An 18,352-nucleotide genomic window follows, 5' to 3' on the forward strand; every position below is an offset into this window, starting at 1 on the left:
GCCGGCTCAGGGCGGGTTGCTGCCGCGCTTCTCCTCCTGGGCCAGCACGGCCTCCCGGCGCTCCGGGTCGTCCCGGTCGGCCAGCTCGGCGGCCAGCCGGGGATCGGCCACCAGCCGGTCCCGGTTGCGGTGCAGGAACGCCTCGAACCCCCCGGTGTACGGGCACGCCAGGTCGCCGAGCGCCCGCTCCGGCTGATAGCGGCAGCCGACGCAGTAGTCGCTGATCTCGTCGAGGTGCCCGCCGTCGACCGCGTACGGGCGGGTGTCGATACGGCCCAGGTCGGCGTACTGGCTCATGCCGACGACGGTCGCGTTCATCACCCACTCGGCACCGTCCACGAACGACCGCTGGAACCAGTCGGCCAGCTCGTCGGGGCGCCAGCCGCGTTGCAGCGCGTAGTTGCCGAGCACCAGCAGGCGCTGGGCGTGGTGCGCCCACGCCCGGTCCCGGACCGTGGCGAGCACGTCGGCCAGGCAGCGCGCCTCCACCGCGTCGGCGTCCAGCTCGGTGAACCACTCCGGCAGCGGCTCGGTGGCGGCCAGCCAGTTCCGCCCCCGGAAGCGCGGCTCCAGATACCAGTAGAGCTGCCAGAGGAACTCCCGCCAGCCGAGCAGCTGCCGGACGAACGCCTCCACCGCGGCGCGCGGCGCGTCGCCGTCGCGCCAGGCCCGCTCGGCGGCCCGGATCGCCGGTTCCGGGTCGAGCAGCCCCAGGTTGAACGAGGAGGAGAGCACGCTGTGCGCCAGCAGCGGATCGCCGTGGCTCATCACGTCCGCGTAGTGGCCGTACTCGGCCAGTCGGTGGCGCAGGAAGTGGTCCAGCCGGTCCCGCGCCTCGGCGTGGGTGGCCGGATAGGCCCGGGGCCCGTCGCGGCCGACGAACCGGATCCCCTCCCGCTCCCACCGGTCCAGGTCGGCGCGGACCTCGGCGTCGATCGCGTCCTCGGTCACCGGCGGTGGCGGCGGCACCTGCGGGGCGGGGCCACGGCTGGTGGCGCGGGGCCGGCCGGTGGCCCGCCCGCCGGTCAGCACCGCGTGCCGCTGCCGGGCGTGCCGATAGAAGTCGGTCATCCGCAGCGGCGTGCGTCGCACGCCGTCGGCCCAGGCCGCGAAGTCGGTCCGGTCGGTGACGAACCCGCGCGGCGGCAGCACCGTCAATCCCTCGACGGTACGGGCGAACGCCAGCGCCGCCCGGCTGGTCGGGTGTACCAGCTCCACCGGTTCACCGAGGCGGGTCAGCGCCTCCCGGAACGTGCCGGTGCGCAGCAGCAGCGCCCGGTCGCCCAGCTCGGCGGCCCGGTGGCGCAGCGCGGACAGGATCAGGTGGGCCTTCTGCCGGTGCATCGGGCGCTGCCGGAACCAGTCCTTCGCCTCCACCAGCAGCACCGGTTGGTCGTCGGTGTCGAGGAAGTGCGGACCGAGCTGGTCGGCGAGCAGCCAGCGGCGGGTGGACATGCGTCGATTCTGCCCAGCGCGGCGGCCCGACGCCCGCGTGTCGTCGGCGTGTCGGGTCAGCCGGGCGCGCCGGCCCCGGCCGGGACGGGCGCGGCGGGGGCCGGCTCCACCCGGGACAGCGCGGTCAGCGCGGCCTCCACGTCGGCCGGGAGCCGCCGCCGGTGGCGCAGAACCCAGCCGGCCTGTCGGGCCGCGTCGCGCAGGCCGGCCCGGCCGTCCGGGTCGCGCCACGCCTGCGCGGCCACCGCCCGCACCACCCCCGCCGGCCGCCGCAGCGCGGCGGTGAGCAGCCGGTTGCGAGCCTCGACCCGCCGCCGCGCGCCGGGGTCCCGGCCCGACGGCGTCGGCAGGTGGTGGGCCACCAGCTCCGGGGTGTACGCGAGGTTCCAGCCGGCGGCGGCCAGGTCCATCGCCAGCAGCGCCTCCTCGCCGTACGTGCCGAGCCGCTCGGCGAAGCCGCCGACCTGCCGGTACGCCGCCCGCCGCAGCACCACCGCGCAGGCCAGGAAGCCCAGCACGGTCGGGCCGGGCGCGTCCGGGGCGGTGCCGATCGGGGCCTGCGCCATGCCCGCCGAGACCGGATCCAGCCGCTCCTGCCGCCCGACGAGCACCTGTCCGGTCAGCAGGGCCGTGCGCGGGTGCCGCCGCAGCAGCTCCCCGGCCCGCTCCAGCGAGCCCGGCGCCCAGTACGAGTCGTCGTCGGCGAACGCCACGAACGGGGTCTCCGCCAGCGCCACCCCGACGTTGCGGGCCGCCCCGGCGCCGGCGTTGCGGCCCAGCTCGACCACCCGTATCCCGGGGAACGCCGCCGTGACGGCGGCCGGAGTGCCGTCGTCGGAGCCGTTGTCCACCACGATCACCGGGGCGGTGTGCCGGGGTAGCAGGTCGAGGAGCTGGTCGCGCCGGTTGCGGGTCGCCACCACGATCGTCACGTCCGTCGTCATGGCCGCCCTGGTACCCGCGGACCGCGACGGTCACTCGGGACCTCGGTGGGATTCCCGGGTGCGGGGTCGGCCGGTCCGGGATCGGGACGCAGCCGTGGTGACGTGGCGGGGGCCACGCCCGGCGACCCGGCGTCGCGGCCGCCCGCAGCCGGGACGCATCATAGATACATGACGCATCCCACCGTCCCGTCCCGGGTCGCCGCGCCGTCCGCCGCCGAGCGGGCGTACCGGCACCTCAAGCGGTCGATCCTGGAGCAGGTCTATCCCGGTGGGCTGCTGATCAGCGAGGGCGAGATCGCCGAGGCGGCCGGGGTGTCCCGGACCCCGGTGCGGGAGGCGCTGCTGCGGCTGGAGGCGGAGGGCCTGGTGGCGCTCTACCCGAAGCGCGGCGCGCTGATCCGGCCGGTCTCCGCCCGCGAGATCACCGACGTCATCGAAGCCCGCCGCCTGGTCGAGCTGCACGCCGCCGAGCGGGTCTGGCCGCGCCGCGCCGAGATCCGCGCCGACCTCGCCCGCCGACTCGACGAGATGCGCGCCGCGCACGCCGCCGGTGACGTCACCGCGCTGATGGCCGCCGACCGGGCGTTCCACGCCACCGTCGTCGAGGCCGCCGGCAACGAGATCCTCGCCGAGCTCTACCACCGGCTGCGCGACCGGCAGCTGCGGATGGGCGAGGCCAGCTTCCGGCTCTCGCCCGGCTGGGCGGAGGTCGCGCTCACCGAGCACGCCGGCCAGCTCGCCGCCCTCGACGGCGACGACCCGGCCGCCTGGCTCGACGCGGTCGGCGCGCACATCGACAACGCCGCGACCGTGCTGCGGACGCTCCGGTGACCGCGGCCACCGGCCGCCGCCCCGCCGTCCTGGTGTACGCCGTCGCGGTCACCGCGTACGTGGCCGCGGTGTTCCACCGCAGCTCGCTCGGCGTGACCGGGGTCGACGCCGCCGACCGCTTCCACATCAACGCCGCCGCCCTCGCCACCTTCTCCGTCGCCCAGCTCGCCGTCTACGCGGCCATGCAGATCCCCGTCGGAGTTCTGCTCGACCGGTACGGCTCCCGTCGGCTGCTGCTCACCGGCGGGGCGCTGATGGTCGTCGGGCAGCTCTGCTTCGCCGTCGCCACCGACGTCCCGCTCGCCGTCGCCGCCCGGGTCCTGGTCGGCCTCGGCGACGCGATGACCTTCATCAGCGTGCTGCGGATCGTGGCGTTCTGGTTCCCCGGTCGGCGCAACCCGCTGCTGGTGCAGCTCACCGGCACCATCGGGCAGCTCGGCGCGGTGCTGGGCGCCGTACCCCTGGTGGCGTTGCTGCACCACGCCGGCTGGACGCCGGCCTTCCTCACCGCGGCGGCGCTCGGCGCGACCGTGCTGCTGCTGGTGCTGGTCGCCGTCCGGGACACCCCGCACCGCGTGCACCCCGGTGCCGTCGCCCCGGACCTCGCCTCCGTACGCCGGCAGCTCGCCGCCGCCTGGGGTCAGCCCGGCACCCGCCTCGGGCTCTGGACCCACTTCGTCACCCAGTTCTCGGGGGCGGTCTTCGCCCTGCTGTGGGGCTACCCGTTCCTCGTCCAGGGGCAGGGGCTCTCGCCGACCGCCGCCGCGTCGCTGCTGACCCTGATGACGGTGGCCACCCTGGTCTGCGGGCCGGTGATCGCCCACCTCTGCGCCCGGCACCCGTTCCGCCGCTCGGTGGTGGTCTTCGCCATCACCGCCGGCACCGCCGCCGTCTGGGCGGTGGTGCTGGCCTGGCCCGGCCGCGCGCCGCACTGGCTGCTGGTGACCCTGGTGGTCGTCCTCGCGGTCAACGGCCCCGGCTCGGTGATCGGCTTCGACTACGCGCGCACCTTCAACCCGGTGCACCGGATCGGCAGCGCCACCGGCATCGTCAACGTCGGCGGTTTCGTCGCGTCGATCCTGCTGGTGCTCGCCGTCGGCGTGGTGCTCGACCTGGCCACCCCGGCCGGGGCGGCCACCCCGCCGCTGAGCGCGTTCCGCTGGGCGTTCGCCGTGCAGTACCTGCTCTGGGCGGTCGGCGCGGTGCAGGTGCTGCGCTACCGCAACGCCGCCCGCCGCCGCTGGGCCGCCGAGGGGGCGGTCCCGACGCCGGTCGCGGCCTGAGGTCGTACGCCGGGTCAGCGACGGCGGCGTCGGTGGGTGAACGAGTCGAGCAGCAGGGTGAGCCCCGCCCCGACCAGCCAGACGTCCTTGGCGATGCCGATGCCCGCCTGGGTGGGCTTGAGGCTGTTCGGCTCGCGCAGCCCCGGCGTCTTCAGATAGAGCTGCACCAGCCCGGCGCCGAACGCCGTCAGCCCGAGCCCGACCAGCACCGACGGCACGAACGGCGCGAGCAGCGCGGCACCCAGGGCGATCTCGCCCCGGGAGAGCAGCTTCGCGAACCGGTCCGCCTCCACCTGCCCGAGCTGCGGGATCGCCCCGACCGCCATGCCGTGCACCGCCTCGGCGGCCTCACCCTCCAGGGTGCGTTTGCCGAGCCCGGAGTTCAGGATGAACGCGCCGATGCTGACCCGCAGCGGCGCATGCGTCAGCTTCATGATCACTCCCTGGGTGCCGGAGAACCGTGCCCCCGCCTACCCGGCGACGGCCGGGATAACCACCGTGCCGCGCTGTGCCACCGACCGGGATCGGCGGTAGGTTCGCCGGAGAGCGTGATCACGCCAGGGAGGCACCGTGAGCCAGGAAGTCCGGGGAGTCGTGTCGCGGCGCAAGGGCGCGCCGGTCGAGGTCACCACCATCGTGGTGCCCGACCCGGGGCCCGGCGAGGCGGTGGTGAAGGTGCAGTCCTGCGGGGTCTGCCACACCGACCTGCACTACCGCGAGGGCGGCATCAACGACGACTACCCGTTCCTGCTCGGCCACGAGGCCGCCGGGATCGTCGAGCAGGTGGGGGAGGGCGTCACCGGGGTGGCCCCCGGCGACTTCGTGGTGCTGAACTGGCGCGCCGTCTGCGGCGTGTGCCGGGCCTGCCGCCGCGGTCGCCCCTGGTACTGCTTCGACACCCACAACGCCAGCCGGAAGATGACCCTCACCGACGGCACCGAGCTGTCGCCCGCCCTCGGCATCGGCGCGTTCGCCGAGAAGACCCTCGTGCACGCCGGCCAGTGCACCAAGGTGGACCCGGCCGCCCGACCGGCCGCGGTGGGCCTGCTCGGCTGCGGCGTGATGGCCGGCCTCGGCGCGGCGATGAACACCGGCCAGGTGACCCGGGGCGACTCGGTCGCGGTGATCGGCTGCGGCGGGGTCGGTGACGCGGCCGTGGCCGGTGCCGCCCTCGCCGGCGCGACGACGATCATCGCGGTGGACACGGACTCCCGCAAGCTCGACTGGGCGCGGAAGTTCGGCGCCACGCACACCGTCAACGCCTCCGACAACGACCCGGTCGAGGCGATCCGCGCCGCGACCGGCGGCTTCGGCGCCGACGTGGTGATCGACGCCGTCGGCCGCCCGGAGACCTGGCAGCAGGCCTTCTACGCCCGCGACCTGGCCGGCACGGTGGTGCTGGTCGGCGTGCCGACCCCCGACATGCGGGTGGAGCTGCCGCTGCTGGACGTCTTCGGCCGCGGCGGCGCCCTCAAGTCCAGCTGGTACGGCGACTGCCTGCCCAGCCGCGACTTCCCGCTGCTCACCGAGCTCTACCTGCAGGGCCGCCTCGACCTCGACGCGTTCGTCACCGAGGAGATCGCCCTGGACCAGGTCGAGGAGGCGTTCACCCGGATGCACCACGGCGACGTGCTCCGCTCGGTGGTGGTCTTCCCGTGACCGCCCGCGTCGACCACACCGTCACCTCCGGCACGTTCTCCCTCGACGGCCAGACCTTCGACGTGGACAACAACGTCTGGGTGGTCGGCGACGACGCCGAGTGCGTCGTGATCGACGCGCCGCACGACGTGGACGCCATCCTGCGCACCGTCGGCGGGCGGCGGGTCCGCGCCGTCCTGGCCACCCACGCCCACGACGACCACGTACGGGTGGCGCCCGCGCTGGGCCGGGCCACCGGCGCCCCGGTGCTGCTGCACCCCGCCGACCGGGTGCTGTGGGACCTCGTGCACCCGGACACCCCGCCGGACGGCGAGCTGGCCGACGGTGGGCGGATCGAGGTGGGCGGCACGACCCTGCGGGTGCTGCACACCCCCGGCCACAGCCCGGGCGCGTGCAGCTTCCACGCGCCCACGCTCGACGTGGTCTTCACCGGCGACACCCTCTTCGCCGGCGGTCCCGGCGCGACCGGGCGCTCCTACAGCGACTTCGGCACCATCGTCACGTCGATCCGCACCCGGCTGCTCACCCTGCCGCCGGAGACGGTGGTGCACACCGGCCACGGCGACAGCACCACGATCGGCGCCGAGGCCCCCCACCTGGATGAATGGCTGGCCCGAGGTCACTGACCCGGTAGGTGGCACCGCGGGGGCCGGCCCGCCGTGCTCGGCCTCGTCGCCCGCCCCCGGGCGGCGTACGAGTCGGTGCAGGTAGCGGCGGCCGCTCATGTCTGTGGCGCGTCCCGGCGGCTTCGCCCACGGGTACGGCTTCCCGCTGCTCCGGCACACCTTGCGCTGCCGGTGCGTGTGGTGAATCCCGAGCTCCGGGGGCCGAGCGAGGTCACCCTCCGGCACCTCGCGCAACTCTGGCACGTCCTGTCCGGTTCGGCTCCACCGCCCAAAGGCCTTCGGCAGCCGGCCCTTCCAGCGGCAGGTCCTTCCAGCGGCAGGTCCTGTGACCTGGACCCCAGCCTCCGCCCGAAGGGGCATATCCGGAATGACCGACACGCGTAGCTGGTTGTGTCCCCCGTACCGCCGGTACGCAAACCCGCGCCGGCGCAGCAGTTCCCCCGAGGGGCGCTCACCCCGGAGCGCGTCGTAACGATCGAAAGGGCAACCATCGTGAAGGACCACTTCACTCGATGGCTCCCCGCCATCGCGAAGACCCCGCACCGCAGGACCGCGCTGAGCATCGCCGGCGTGGCCGCCCTCGGCGGCCTGGCCTTCGGCCCGACCGCTCTCGCCGCACCCGTCACCAGCGGACCCCACGCCGGTGCCGTGGCCGCGATCGACCTGGCCACCGGCAAGAAGACCGTGGAGTCCGGGCTGACCAACGGCAGCGACAAGGTTCCCGACAAGCCGCACAAGCCCGGCCGGGACAAGCTGATTCCGCACGGTGTCGAAGGCGCCCAGTCGCGCATTCCGCTCGACGACGCGCAGCTCGCCAACGCCAAGGCCATCGTCAAGGCGGCCAAGGAGAGCGGCGTGGGGGAGCGGGGCGCCGTGATCGGCGTGGCCACCTCGCTGCAGGAGTCGAAGCTCTACAACCTCGGTCACCTCGGCGCGTACAACGACCACGACTCGCAGGGCCTGTTCCAGCAGCGGCCGTCGTCCGGTTGGGGCACGCCCGACCAGGTCACCGACCCCGACTACTCGGCCAAGGCGTTCTACGGGGCGCTGAAGAACGTGGGCGGCTGGCAGAACCTGCCGCTGACCACCGCCGCGCAGACCGTCCAGGTCTCCGCCTTCCCGTACGCCTACGCGCAGTGGGAGGAGCAGGCGGCGGACATCGTCCAGCAGCTCTGGTGATCCATCCCTGAAACCGGCCGGTTCCCGTGTTGTCGGGAACCGGCCGGTTTCGTCTCCGGTCCGGTTTCGCTGCTGGCCTCAGTCGACTGCGGGTGACGGCCATCGACATGAACCGCCGAGGCGGCTACGAACTTGATGGCATCAATGAATCACGCAGAACGTCCGGTTCATGCCGTTCTGTGCTTCAACTGGGGTCTGATTACACCGATGCCATCAAGTTCGTAGCGGCCGCTCTACGGGGTCCCGGACCGAACCCGGTCATGATGGCGACGCCAGCCCCATCCGGTTAGCGTCGATACGCCTGCCGCTAACCGGTCCGCGTTAGCAGGCGGGTGGTGACCGAATCACGGGGCGACCCATGACGCCTTGGCGCATCGCCGGGCCGAATGTCCGTTTGCTGAGGTGACCGGGGGCATCCTCAGGCCGGAATCATGGCGGGGGCGGGGTCGTTACACCCACCGTACGACCGAGTACCACCGCCGAACATCGGCCTGGTGGACGGGCATGGCCCCCGGAATGCGGGTGGCCGGCCGGTCGTTACACATGGTCCCGGCGCCGCGAAGAGGCCCCCCGCCCCGCGTGCCAGCCGGTCGAAGACTTTCCCCTTGTGCGTGTGTGAGCGCCTGACGGTGCTTGCGTTCCCCCGCCCCCATGGGGAGCGCCGACCCCCGAATGGAGCTACCCCCATGAACACGATCTTCCGTAAGAGCGTTCTTGGTGTTGCTGGTCTGGCTTTCACCGGTGGTGTGTTCGCCGGTCCGATCGCCGCCCACGCCGACACCACCCCCGTCACCTCCGGCAAGCCCGTCGCGGCCGTGCAGGCCGACAAGCCCGACACGTCGAAGCTCATCCCGCACGGCGTGCAGGGCAAGCAGTCGAAGATCGACCTGAACGACGAGCAGGTGTCGAACGTCAAGGCGATCATCGCCGCCACGAAGAAGGCCGGTCTGCCGGAGCGGGCCGCGGTGATCTCGATCGCCACGAGCCTGCAGGAGTCGAAGCTGGAGAACCTGGGCCACCTCGGCGACAAGAACGACCACGACTCGCTGGGCCTGTTCCAGCAGCGCCCGAGTTCGGGTTGGGGTACGCCGGAGCAGATCACCGACCCCGAATACGCGACCCTGGCGTTTGAGAAGGGTCTGAAGCAGGTGGACGGGTGGCAGGACATGCCGCTGACCGAGGCCGCCCAGACCGTGCAGGTGTCGGCCTACCCGGATGCGTACGCGCAGTGGGAGCAGCAGGCCGCCGACCTCGTCGCCCAGCACTGGAACAGCTGACCTGACAATCAACCGCTGGCCGGCACCCCGAACCCGGGGTGCCGGCCAGCGGCGTACCCGGATCCTCGACCGGTGCCGTTCACAGCGAACGTCAAGCGTCCAAGATCCGGGGAGACGGCGTCGGTCGTACGACAAGGTGGTGTCCTGGTGACGACGGCCGGACGGGCCCAGCCCCACGGCGCACCACGAGGCAAGCGCAGCAAGCCCTCAACCGCGCCGACGCCCGGCGAAGATGTCGACCAGGGCCGCCACCAGAGCCAGCGCGATGATCCCCGCCGCCAACAGCAGCGAGTACCGGAAGGCAGCGGCCCAGTCGCCCCGACTGCTGGCCAGCGACGAGAAGAACAACGCCCCGACCGCCGCGATGCCCGCCGCCGAGCCGATCCGCTGGCCGGTCTGGAGCATCCCGGCGCCGCTGCCCGCCTGCGGCACCGGCACCTCCGACAGGGTCAGCGTCTGGTTCGGCGCGATGACCAGTCCGCTGCCCAGCCCCGCCACCAGCAGCGGCCCGGCGGTCAGCAGCGGCACCGACCCGGAGGGGGAGCCGCGCAGCACCCAGACGGTGGCGACCAGTCCGACCACCACGGCGACCAGGCCGATCGCGACCAGCGGCCGGCCGAACCGGTTGACGATCCGGCCACCCAGCGCGGAGGCCACCGCGGAGCCCAGCGCGAACGGGGTGATGGCGAGGCCGGCGATCAGCGCGCTGTAGCCGAGGCCGATCTGCAGGTAGAGGGTGAAGATGAAGAAGATGGCGGTGAAGCCGCCGAAGTAGACCAGCGCGATCAGCGACCCGAGGGTGTACGACCGGAGCCGGAACAGGCGCAGGTCGAACAGGGGCGTCCGGCGTCGGGCGTACCAGCGTTCCCACAGCCCGAAGCCGACCAGGAAGGCCAGACCGGCGGGCACCAGCGCCCACTTCCACGGGGTGTGCCACTGCTCCCGCTGCACCAGCGGCAGGAGCACCATGGTCACCCCGACCCCGAGCAGTAGCACCCCGACCGGATCGAGGCGGTGCCGGTCCTGCTGGCCGGTGGGTCGGGCGGGCAGCAGTCGCCAGGCCAGCAGCACCGCGACGATCCCGACCGGGATGTTGACGAAGAAGACCCAGCGCCAGCCGTGCTGCTCGCCGCCGAGTTGGATGAGCAGACCGCCGAGCAGCGGACCGACGGCGGTGGAGATGCCGATGGTGGCACCCAGCAGGCCGAACGCCCGGCCGCGTTCCGCGCCCCGGAACAGCTGCTGGATCAGGCCACTGACCTGGGGGTTGACGATGCCGGCGGCGGCACCCTGCAACAGCCGGGCGGCGATCAGCCCCTCCGGTGAGCGGGCCAGCCCGGCCAGCGCGCTGGTGATGGTGAACAGCGTGACGCCGAGCATGAAGGCGTTGCGCCGGCCGCGTGCGTCGCCGAACCGGCCGGCGGGCACCAGCATCAGGCCGAAGGTGAGCGCATAGCCGGAGAGCACCCACTGCAGGTCGCTCGGCGTGGCGTGCAGCGCGCGGTCCATCGACGGCACGGCCACGTTGACGATGCTCACGTCGAGCAGCGTCATGAACGAGGCGACCAGACCGACGCCGAGCGCCTTCCAGCGGCGCCGGTCGTCGTACCCGCCGGTGTCGGCGGTGGCCGGCGACCGGTCCGCGCTCATGGTGCCCCCCGAAGACCTTCGATCACGCATCCCGGATCGCTACCCGTGCCATCGTGGGGCAAACGGCGGCGCTCAGGCCATCTGGCGCGCGCACCACCGGGGTCCGAAGTCCAGCCCGGCCACCGGTGAGTCCTCGCGGTGCAGCAGGTTCTTCTCGGTGAGCAGGTGCAGCGGCGCGCGCAGCTCCTCTTCGCTCATCCCGGTCTCCTCGGCGATCAGGTCGGGATAGGGCACGTGACCGCGGGCTTCCAGCGCGGTCACCGCCTGGTACACCCGTTCCTCGACCTCAGACAGCTGTACCTGCCGCATGCTGTTCCTCCTCGGTGTGACCCGCCCGGCCGTGGGCGGTCTGCGCCCGGCGGTTACCCCACCCGCGTCCGTTGATACCCACCCGATCGGGGGGTCGCGCCGGCCGCGTACCGGGCGGCCCGGACCGGTCGTGCGTAGGCTGCACCAGTGATCGTCTGGGACCTCGCTGTCGTCGGTGGTGGCCCCGCCGGCCTCTCCGCCGCGCACGCCGCGGCTCGCGCGGGTGTGCGCACCCTGGTCGTCGAGCGGGCCACCCATCCCCGCTACAAGACCTGCGGGGGCGGGTTGATCGGCACCTCACTGGCCGAGGTCGCCGGGCGGATCGAGGTGCCGGTGCACGACCGGGTCGACCGGGTGACCTTCACCCGCGACGGGCGACGCGGCTTCACCCGCCGGCACTCCGCCGGCCCGCTGGTGGCGATGGTGCGCCGGGCGGAGTTCGACGACCGGCTGCGCCGGGCCGCGGTCGCCGCCGGGGCCGAGGTCCGCGAGGGCGTCGCGGTGCGCGCCGTGGAGCAGGACGACGACGGGGTACGCCTGCGGCTGGCCGACGGCGACACGGTGCGCGCCCGTACCGTGGTCGGTGCCGACGGCTCCTCGGGCATCACCGCCCGGCACGTCGGCGTCGCCTATCGGCAGGTCGACCTGGGGTTGGAGCTGGAGCTGCCGGTCCCGCCGGCCGAGCAGGAGCGGTGGCGCGGTCGGCTGCTGCTGGACTGGGGGCCGGTCCCCGGCTCGTACGCCTGGGTCTTCCCGAAGGGCGACTCGTTGACCGTCGGCGTCATCTCCGCCCGGGGTGAGGGGGCGCGGACCCGGGCCTACCTGCGGGACTTCGTGGACCGGCTGGGCCTGGCCGGGGTGACGCCGGAGCACGACTCCGGGCACCTGACCCGGTGCCGGGCGGAGGACTCGCCGTTGCGTCGCGGTCGGGTGCTGGTCGTCGGGGACGCGGCCGGGCTGCTGGAGCCGTGGAGCCGGGAGGGGATCAGCTACGCGCTGCGCTCCGGTGCCCTGGCCGGGGCGGCGGTCGCGGCGGACGACCTGGGCGCATACGAGCGGGAGGTGCAGCGCCGGCTGGTGCCGTCGATGCGGGCCGGGCACCGGCTGCTGGAGGTCTTCGAGCGCCGGCCGGACGTCTTCCACGCGCTGCTGGCCACCCCGGCGGGCTGGCGGATGTTCGTCCGGTTCTGCCGGGGTGAGGCGAGCTTCGACGCCACCCTCGCCCGCCGGCCGGTCCGGGCGGCCCTGGCCCTGCTGGACCGGCTCCCGCCGACCCGCCCGCAGCCCGTCCCCAGCGCGGGCTGACCACGCCCACCGTCAGGGCACGACGATTGCCCGCCCGTGGATCTCGCCCCGGCGCAGCAGGTCGTACGCCTCCGGTGCCCGGTCGAGGGGAAAGGTGTGCACGTCGGCCCGCAGCTCCCCCTGCCGGGCCAGCGCGACGACCTCGGCGAGTTCGGCCCGGGTGCCCCAGAACGGGACCTGCACGCTGGTCTCCAGCGGGATCGGGGGCGGCTCGTCGGCGACCGGCCGGACGGGCAGGGTGCCACCGGCCAGACCGACCAGCAGCAGCTGACCACCGGTGGCGACGACCTGGCGGGCGGTGGTCAGGGTCGGCTCGGCGCCGACGAAGTCGAGCACGACGTCCGCGCCGTCCGGGGGCGGGCCGACGATCGCCCGGATCGCGTCGACGGTGTCGGGTCCGGCGCGTACCACGTCGTGTGCGCCCATCCGGGTGGCCAGGTCCAGCGCCGCCACGTTGGTGTCCACCGCGACGATCCGCACCGCGGTGGTGGCCAGCAGGATCTGCACCGCCATGTGCCCCAGCCCGCCGATCCCGATCACCACGCAGGTGGTGCCGGGTCGCAGCGCCGAGCGGGCCAGCTCGATGGCGTGGTACGGGGTCAGCCCCGCGTCGGTCAGCGGCGCCGCCTGGGTCAGGTCCAGGTCGCCGACGTGCAGCAGTCGGGAGGCGGGGACCACCACGTACTCGGCGAGCCCGCCGTCGCGGCTGATGCCGATCCCGCCGACCGGGACCACCCGGCACTGGTTCTCCAGCCCCCGCAGGCAGGCCCGGCAGTGGCCGCAGCCGATGATCCCGTACACGGCGGCCCGGTCCCCGGGCGACCAGCCGGTCACCGCGGCGCCGACCGTGTCGACGGTGCCGGCGATCTCGTGGCCCAGGGTGAGCGGGACCGGGAACGCCCCCTCGGCGGCGTCCAGGATGTGCAGGTCGGAGTGGCAGGCGCCGACCGCGCCGACACGCAGCAGCACCTCACCCGGCCCGGCCTCGGGGGTCGGGACGTCGACCTGTTCGAGCACCCCGGGGGCGGTCATCCGTACCGCGCGCATCGTCGTCCTCCACCTCGTCGCCGACGGGTCGCCGCAGCGCGCTTACCCGGGACGGTCGGGTTGATGCGGTGGCCGGGCCGGAGACGGCGGACGGGCCCCGGGTGCGACACCCGGGGCCCGTCGTCAGGTGGTACGGATCAGAAGACCGGCACGCCCTCGCGGACCAGCTTCCAGTTCGGCACGAAGAAGTCGGCCGGGTCGATGACGCCCTTGGCCTGCGCCCAGTCGATGAGCAGCTGGCGGATCTCCTGCTGCTGGTTGTAGACCTGGGTCTTCACGATGCCGGGGAAGTTGCCGCCACCGCTGCGCCGGTAGTTGTTCACCGCGACGACGAACTGCGCGTCGGCGGCGACCGGGGTGTCGGTGCCCGGCAGGACCAGGCGGGTGATCCGCTGGCCGACCGGCTTGGAGATGTCGATGTCGTAGTCGACGCCGGAGAGCACGTCGTAGTTGTAGTCCGGCACCAGCGGGTCGCTGATGGTGGCCGGGTCGACCGTCGCGCCGACCGGGACGGTGACGAAGTACTTCGCCGAGTACTCCAGGTACGCCTTCACCTCGGCACCGGTCAGCACGACCGCCTCCAGGGTGTTGTCGAAGACGTACAGGCCGGCCACGTCCCGGATCCGTACGTCACCCTTCGGGAAGACCGCGGTGCGGCTGAACGGCGCGGCGATCGACAGCACCGGCAGGCCCGCGTACGCGGTGCCGGCGAGGGCCTTGCCGACGATCTCGGTCTGGACGTGGTTGATGAAGTCCAGGATCGGGGTGTCCTTGTACCGCGACTCGGCGGCCGACAGCTCCACGCTCGACTGGGCGACGACCTTGTTGACGTAGTCGACCGTCTTGGTGTGCTGGCCGCGCACGGCCGCGAGGACCGCCGGGTCCTCGACCACCGTGTTGGTGTTCAGCATGGTGGCGGACTTGCTGACGACCGTCCAGCGGCCGTTGACCTTCCGCACGGAGAAGTCCATCCGGGTGAGGCGCTGGCCCCACTTGGACGGCTCGGAGGTCAGCACCTGCGCGCCGGTGGCGGTGTTGGTGACGAACTTCTGCACGACCTCGTTGTGGGCGTGGCCGAAGAGGATCGCGTCGATGCCGGGGACCTGCTGGGCGATCAGCGCGACGGGGTTCTCGTTGGGCAGCTCGGGGCCGTAGCTGGAGGTGCCGCTGTCGCCGCCGTGGGCGGAGATGATGACCAGGTCGGCGCCACGGTCGCGCATGATCGGCACCCACTTGGCGGCGGTGGCGATCATGTCGGCGAAGATCAGCTTGCCCTCGACGTTGCCCTTGTCCCAGATGGCCACACCCGGGTTGGTCAGGCCGAGGATGCCGACCTTGATGGTCGGGGAGTCGTAGCCGCCCAGGGACACCTTCTTGATCACGTACGGCAGGAAGGCCGGCTTGCCGGTCGCCTCGTTGATCGCGTTCGCGGCCAGGGCCGGGAAGCCGAGCTGACCGATCCACTGGGCCAGCAGCGGCAGGCCGTAGTTGAACTCGTGGTTGCCGAGCGTGACGGCGTCGTACTTCAGCACGTTCATGGCGTTGGCCATCGGGTGCGTCTCACCGGTGCTGGTGATCGGCTCCTGCTTGGCGTAGTAGGTGGCCAGCGGGGTGCCCTGGATGGTGTCACCGGCGTCCAGCACCAGCGTCGCCTTGCCCTTGCGCTCCGCCCGGATCTGGTTGACCAGGGTGGCCAGCTTCGCGACGCCGACGTCGTTGTGCTTGCTGTCGTCGTACTCGGCGTCCTTGTAGTAGTCCCAGTTGTAGACGTTGCCGTGGGTGTCCGAGGTGCCGAGGACGGTCAGGTCCCAGGTCTTCGGGCCCTTGCTCGACTCGGCCGCCCGGGCGGGCGCGCCGGCGATCAGGGGAGCGGTCGCGGCGGCGGCCGCGACGGCGAGCACCTGGCGGCGCGAGGCGCCGGAGGAGGAGGTCATGCCGTGCCTTTCCATGGGGGTGGAGGCACCTCGTGGGCGCCGTTGCGCACCATAACCACCTGTCGTCACATGCGCCACATCGCCCCGAGATGTTTCACCTCACCAGCGCCACCGGCCGCCCTGGCGTAACACGCCGGCCACCGGGCGGTTGCTTACCGCCCGTGTGGCGGGGAGGCAGGCGGCCCGCTCAGCGGGGCCAGGCGGCCATTCGTCGGCGGACCTCCGCCACCTGGCCGGCGTCCAGGCCGTACCGGGCGAAGCGGCGGTCCGCCAGCCCGTCCAGATAGCGACCGGCGGCCCGGACGTCCTCGAGGTCGAGCGCCGGGTCGACCTGGCGGGCCAGGGCCAGCAGTTCCGCCACGTCATAGCGGTCCAGCGCGGCCGACACGTCGATGAAGTCCCGGACCTCCCGCCGGTTGACCAGCGCGGCGGTCTTGTTGGCCAGCAGGTCCCGGACGTCCATCACCGGCCCCAGGTCCATCACCACCGGGCTGCGGTACCGGTCCAGCCGGGCCAGGCTCAGCCGGATCTGGCGGCCGTCCCGGCTGACCACGAAGTCGCGCATGTCCCGGTCGAAGCCCTCGAAAAGCCCGCCCAGCTCGCTGTCCGGGTCCGCGGCGACCACCTCGAACCCGGCCCGCTCCAGCGCGGTACGCACCTCGGCGGTCGCCGCCGCCGCCGCGCCCTCCACGTCGGCGAAGAGGTCCACGTCCTCGGTCGGCCGGGTCACCAGGCCGTGCGCCGCCCACGCCACCCCGCCGCCCAGCACGAACCGGTGCGGCCCCGCGGCGGTGAGCGCCACCCGGGCCACCTCCCGGTAGAAGTCGTGCAGGTGGCTCACGCGGTACGCAGACCCCGGTGCCGGCTCTCCCACGCCAGGCGCACGCCTCGGGGCAGGTTGAGCCGCCGCCACACCCGGCGCAGGGTCCGCCCGTGGATCAGCGCCCGGAGGTCGTCGACCCGGGTCGTCTCGCGCAGCACGTTCTCGTACATCCACAGCAGGTCGTCCGGCTCGGCGAGATCGAAGACCCGCTCGCCGCACCACATCAGCCGGACCGGCAGCTCGACGACGCCCGTCGTCGGCCCGGAGAGCTCGGCGAGGGTGCGCGCCACCACGGCGGGGCGACCGGGCCGGGCCAGGTGGGCCACGCCGGTAGCGGTGGGGGAGACGCCCTGCATGATGTCAGGGTAACGCCCTGCTCGGCCGCCGGGTGCCGCCCGTGCGCCGGCTGCGTGTCTCGGGGAGTCGTCGCGGGTTCCTTCGAGGCCCCTGAGTGGGGGTGTGGCCCGCCGTGCCCGGCTCCGGGCGGTCAGGCTTGATCTCTGCGCCGGTCACGGCCGGACCACGCCCCGTCGTGGCCGGGCCGGCTCTCGCCGCACCGCCAGCTTCTCCACCGTACGGAGAGGGGATGTGTACTTTCGTCGGGTTCGTCCGGTCGCCGCCCCGATTCATCCATGTCATCGAACTCGTAGCGTCTGTGCCACCCACCCGGACGACCTGGCGGTGCGGTGGGTGTAGATCGGAGAGCGGTGTGGTGGCGCCCGGGTGGTGCGGCAGCCGATGGGCGGTGCTGGTGGGCCGGCGGTGGTGCATTGGTCGCCGCAGCGCGGGATGTCTGTTTGCGGATGTGACCGGGGCCATCCTCAGGCCGGAATCGTGGCGTGGGCGGGGTGGTTACAGTCTCCGTACGACGGAGTACCACGGCCTGACGCCGTGCGGCCTGGTGGAGCGGGCTGCCGGATGGGCCTGGTGAATGGGCCGGCCCCGGAATGCGGGTGGCCGGCCGGTCGTTACACATGGTCCCGGCGCCGCGAAGAGGCCCCCCGCCCCGCGTGCCAGCCGGTCGAAGACTTTCCCCCTTGTGCGTGTGTGAGCGCCTGACGGTGCTTGCGTTCCCCCGCCCCCATGGGGAGCGCCGACCCCCGAATGGAGCTACCCCCATGAACACGATGCTGCGTAAGAGCGTTCTTGGTGTTGCTGGTCTGGCTTTCGCCGGTGGTGTGTTCGCCGGTCCGATCGCCGCCCACGCCGACACCCCGGTCACCGCTAGCAAGCCCGTCGCGGTCGCGGTGCAGGCTGACAAGCCCGACACGTCGAAGCTGATCCCGCACGGTGTGCAGGGCAAGCAGTCGAAGATCGACCTGAACGACGAGCAGACCGCGAACGTGAAGGCGATCATCGCCGCCACCAAGAAGGCCGGTCTGCCCGAGCGGGCCGCGGTCATCTCGATCGCCACCAGCCTGCAGGAGTCGAAGCTGGAGAACCTCGGCCACCTCGGCGACGCCAACGACCATGACTCGCTGGGCCTGTTCCAGCAGCGCCCGTCCAGTGGTTGGGGTACGCCGGAGCAGATCACCGACCCCGAGTACGCGACCCTCGCGTTCGAGAAGGGTCTGAAGCAGGTCGACGGGTGGCAGGACATGCCGCTGACCGAGGCCGCCCAGACCGTGCAGGTGTCGGCGTACCCCGACGCGTACGCGCAGTGGGAGCAGCAGGCCGCCGACCTCGTCGCCCAGCACTGGAACAGCTGACCTACCGAACGAGCCGCTGGCCGGCACCCCGAACCCGGGGGTGCCGGCCAGCGACGTGTGAGCACGAATCGAGTCGTGACAGCGGTCACCAGAGCTGACGGAACACCGGATGCGGTGGCATGGTTGTGCAGAGCGTCGGTGTGTCCAGTGTCCCCGGGCCTCACCTAAATTGCCTTCGCGGAATACCGTTCGGCTGGAGCCGCGTCGTGCCACTCGCCGAGAGGCGACCTGCACACCGACGCCCAGGCGCCGCCCCGACCCACCGGTCGGGGCGGCGCTGTTTTCCGCCCCGGACGCGCCGCGCGACGACGCCCGCCCGCC

General features: G+C 73.0%; 17 protein-coding genes. 8 read left to right on the top strand and 9 right to left on the bottom strand.

Going from position 1 to position 18,352, the window contains the following annotated elements:
• Positions 1-6 precede the first annotated feature (6 nt).
• Together ABUL08_RS08025 and ABUL08_RS08030 are read right to left on the bottom strand one after the other, a co-directional pair.
• Positions 7-1,455 (bottom strand): cryptochrome/photolyase family protein, encoded by a 1,449-nt coding sequence (locus ABUL08_RS08025; RefSeq protein ID WP_350936029.1) that lies wholly within the window; start codon positions 1,453-1,455, stop codon positions 7-9.
• A gap of 56 nt (positions 1,456-1,511) precedes the next feature.
• Complete coding sequence (locus ABUL08_RS08030; RefSeq protein ID WP_350936031.1) at positions 1,512-2,399, bottom strand: glycosyltransferase family 2 protein; 888 nt, start codon at positions 2,397-2,399, stop codon at positions 1,512-1,514.
• Positions 2,400-2,567: 168 nt separating this feature from the next.
• On the opposite strand from ABUL08_RS08030, the gene ABUL08_RS08035 reads away from it, so the two are divergent.
• Together ABUL08_RS08035 and ABUL08_RS08040 are read left to right on the top strand one after the other, a co-directional pair.
• Complete coding sequence (locus ABUL08_RS08035; protein ID WP_350936033.1) at positions 2,568-3,230, top strand: GntR family transcriptional regulator; 663 nt, start codon at positions 2,568-2,570, stop codon at positions 3,228-3,230.
• A complete protein-coding gene (locus ABUL08_RS08040) occupies positions 3,227-4,513 on the top strand; it encodes an MFS transporter (protein WP_350936035.1) in 1,287 nt (428 codons plus the stop codon). Before ABUL08_RS08035 ends, ABUL08_RS08040 begins: the two co-directional genes overlap by 4 nt.
• Before the next feature lie 14 nt (positions 4,514-4,527).
• Here the strand turns inward: ABUL08_RS08040 and ABUL08_RS08045 are convergent, their stop codons facing one another.
• A complete protein-coding gene (locus tag ABUL08_RS08045) occupies positions 4,528-4,947 on the bottom strand; it encodes a hypothetical protein (RefSeq protein WP_350936038.1) in 420 nt (139 codons plus the stop codon).
• A gap of 136 nt (positions 4,948-5,083) precedes the next feature.
• Between ABUL08_RS08045 and ABUL08_RS08050 the strand changes: the two genes are divergently transcribed.
• From ABUL08_RS08050 to ABUL08_RS08065, 4 genes are all read left to right on the top strand, one after another.
• Positions 5,084-6,172 (top strand): S-(hydroxymethyl)mycothiol dehydrogenase, encoded by a 1,089-nt coding sequence (locus ABUL08_RS08050; RefSeq protein WP_350936040.1) that lies wholly within the window; start codon positions 5,084-5,086, stop codon positions 6,170-6,172.
• Positions 6,169-6,798 (top strand): MBL fold metallo-hydrolase, encoded by a 630-nt coding sequence (locus tag ABUL08_RS08055; RefSeq protein ID WP_350936042.1) that lies wholly within the window; start codon positions 6,169-6,171, stop codon positions 6,796-6,798. Before ABUL08_RS08050 ends, ABUL08_RS08055 begins: the two co-directional genes overlap by 4 nt.
• A 492-nt stretch (positions 6,799-7,290) precedes the next feature.
• Positions 7,291-7,977 carry a hypothetical protein gene (locus ABUL08_RS08060; RefSeq protein ID WP_350936044.1) on the top strand — a complete coding sequence of 229 codons (687 nt, stop codon included), beginning with the start codon at positions 7,291-7,293 and terminating at the stop codon, positions 7,975-7,977.
• A 686-nt stretch (positions 7,978-8,663) separates the two neighbouring features.
• The gene (locus ABUL08_RS08065; protein WP_350936047.1) at positions 8,664-9,254 is read left to right on the top strand and encodes a hypothetical protein; all 591 of its coding nucleotides are present in this window, start codon (positions 8,664-8,666) and stop codon (positions 9,252-9,254) included.
• A 207-nt stretch (positions 9,255-9,461) separates the two neighbouring features.
• Here the strand turns inward: ABUL08_RS08065 and ABUL08_RS08070 are convergent, their stop codons facing one another.
• Positions 9,462-10,904, bottom strand: coding sequence for an MFS transporter (locus tag ABUL08_RS08070; protein WP_377522619.1), 1,443 nt, complete (start codon positions 10,902-10,904; stop codon positions 9,462-9,464).
• A gap of 72 nt (positions 10,905-10,976) precedes the next feature.
• Entirely contained in the window at positions 10,977-11,213 is a 237-nt protein-coding gene (locus tag ABUL08_RS08075) for a hypothetical protein (protein WP_350936051.1), read from the bottom strand.
• A gap of 147 nt (positions 11,214-11,360) precedes the next feature.
• Here ABUL08_RS08075 and ABUL08_RS08080 point away from each other — a divergent pair, with 147 nt between their 5' ends.
• Positions 11,361-12,518 (top strand): geranylgeranyl reductase family protein, encoded by a 1,158-nt coding sequence (locus tag ABUL08_RS08080; protein ID WP_350936053.1) that lies wholly within the window; start codon positions 11,361-11,363, stop codon positions 12,516-12,518.
• A 12-nt stretch (positions 12,519-12,530) separates the two neighbouring features.
• On the opposite strand, the gene ABUL08_RS08085 is transcribed toward ABUL08_RS08080, so the two are convergent.
• The 4 genes from ABUL08_RS08085 to ABUL08_RS08100 form a co-directional block, all read right to left on the bottom strand.
• Positions 12,531-13,565, bottom strand: coding sequence for an NAD(P)-dependent alcohol dehydrogenase (locus tag ABUL08_RS08085; protein ID WP_350936055.1), 1,035 nt, complete (start codon positions 13,563-13,565; stop codon positions 12,531-12,533).
• 137 nt (positions 13,566-13,702) lie between these two features.
• Positions 13,703-15,499 carry a bifunctional metallophosphatase/5'-nucleotidase gene (locus ABUL08_RS08090; protein WP_350936057.1) on the bottom strand — a complete coding sequence of 599 codons (1,797 nt, stop codon included), beginning with the start codon at positions 15,497-15,499 and terminating at the stop codon, positions 13,703-13,705.
• A 187-nt stretch (positions 15,500-15,686) separates the two neighbouring features.
• A complete protein-coding gene (locus tag ABUL08_RS08095) occupies positions 15,687-16,340 on the bottom strand; it encodes a nucleotidyl transferase AbiEii/AbiGii toxin family protein (protein WP_350936059.1) in 654 nt (217 codons plus the stop codon).
• The gene (locus ABUL08_RS08100) at positions 16,337-16,678 is read right to left on the bottom strand and encodes a hypothetical protein (protein WP_350936061.1); all 342 of its coding nucleotides are present in this window, start codon (positions 16,676-16,678) and stop codon (positions 16,337-16,339) included. Before ABUL08_RS08100 ends, ABUL08_RS08095 begins: the two co-directional genes overlap by 4 nt.
• Before the next feature lie 762 nt (positions 16,679-17,440).
• Here ABUL08_RS08100 and ABUL08_RS08105 point away from each other — a divergent pair.
• Positions 17,441-18,031 carry a hypothetical protein gene (locus tag ABUL08_RS08105; RefSeq protein WP_350936064.1) on the top strand — a complete coding sequence of 197 codons (591 nt, stop codon included), beginning with the start codon at positions 17,441-17,443 and terminating at the stop codon, positions 18,029-18,031.
• The last annotated feature ends 321 nt before the right edge of the window (positions 18,032-18,352 follow it).

The organism is Micromonospora sp. CCTCC AA 2012012 (assembly GCF_040499845.1).
GTDB classification, from domain to species: Bacteria; Actinomycetota; Actinomycetes; order Mycobacteriales; family Micromonosporaceae; genus Micromonospora; species Micromonospora mangrovi.

Bases quoted from the DNA above. Each gene is read 5' to 3' on its own strand.
- ABUL08_RS08085 (WP_350936055.1), bottom strand. From the start codon at position 13,565: ATGCGCGCGGTACGGATGACCGCCCCCGGGGTGCTCGAACAGGTCGAC.
- ABUL08_RS08045 (WP_350936038.1), bottom strand. From the start codon at position 4,947: ATGAAGCTGACGCATGCGCCGCTGCGGGTCAGCATCGGCGCGTTCATC.
- ABUL08_RS08070 (WP_377522619.1), bottom strand. From the start codon at position 10,904: ATGAGCGCGGACCGGTCGCCGGCCACCGCCGACACCGGCGGGTACGAC.
- ABUL08_RS08075 (WP_350936051.1), bottom strand. From the start codon at position 11,213: ATGCGGCAGGTACAGCTGTCTGAGGTCGAGGAACGGGTGTACCAGGCG.
- ABUL08_RS08025 (WP_350936029.1), bottom strand. From the start codon at position 1,455: ATGTCCACCCGCCGCTGGCTGCTCGCCGACCAGCTCGGTCCGCACTTC.
- ABUL08_RS08105 (WP_350936064.1), top strand. From the start codon at position 17,441: ATGAACACGATGCTGCGTAAGAGCGTTCTTGGTGTTGCTGGTCTGGCT.
- ABUL08_RS08100 (WP_350936061.1), bottom strand. From the start codon at position 16,678: ATGCAGGGCGTCTCCCCCACCGCTACCGGCGTGGCCCACCTGGCCCGG.
- ABUL08_RS08035 (WP_350936033.1), top strand. From the start codon at position 2,568: ATGACGCATCCCACCGTCCCGTCCCGGGTCGCCGCGCCGTCCGCCGCC.
- ABUL08_RS08065 (WP_350936047.1), top strand. From the start codon at position 8,664: ATGAACACGATCTTCCGTAAGAGCGTTCTTGGTGTTGCTGGTCTGGCT.
- ABUL08_RS08090 (WP_350936057.1), bottom strand. From the start codon at position 15,499: ATGACCTCCTCCTCCGGCGCCTCGCGCCGCCAGGTGCTCGCCGTCGCG.
- ABUL08_RS08030 (WP_350936031.1), bottom strand. From the start codon at position 2,399: ATGACGACGGACGTGACGATCGTGGTGGCGACCCGCAACCGGCGCGAC.